This window comes from Vibrio sp. 03_296, from assembly GCF_002265885.1.
In genome coordinates, this window is sequence record NZ_NPKW01001376.1 from 1 (window position 1) to 438 (window position 438).

General features: G+C 42.0%; 1 pseudogene. It reads right to left on the reverse strand.

The annotated features are described in order from the left end of the window. Positions 1-438 (reverse strand): annotated as a pseudogene (locus CIK04_RS35355) (hypothetical protein); the annotation flags it as partial.

Below are 438 nucleotides of genomic sequence, written 5' to 3' on the forward strand. Positions count from 1 at the left end.
CCCGGAGGTGATGTCATCTCCCATGCTCCGATCTCCTGCATTTCCAACTCAAACCTAGGGTTTAATGCAACCTGCTGGCGACTATGTTGATACCGAACACGAAAGCTACTCGGAATAATATACTCCTCGTATTCTGTCCTTTTTCTATGATTAGACATGGCTCTCGCGTGAAGTAACCCCGCACCCGCACCAACTAATGCAAGTGGTCCTAAAAATATAACCGCAACAACACTGATAAAAGCCGCTAATTTACCACCTGCACGAGAAAACTTGTAAAAGTTCTCATGTACATTCTCTTCTATCGCATATCGAATTCCGACTTTAGTGAGTTCGTAACAATACGTTTAGTTGAAACTCAGTAACCTCAAATAGAGGCCAAGTAAAACCATACTACAGTAATACCAAACCAATACAAAATCTTCAATAGTTGGTGGCACT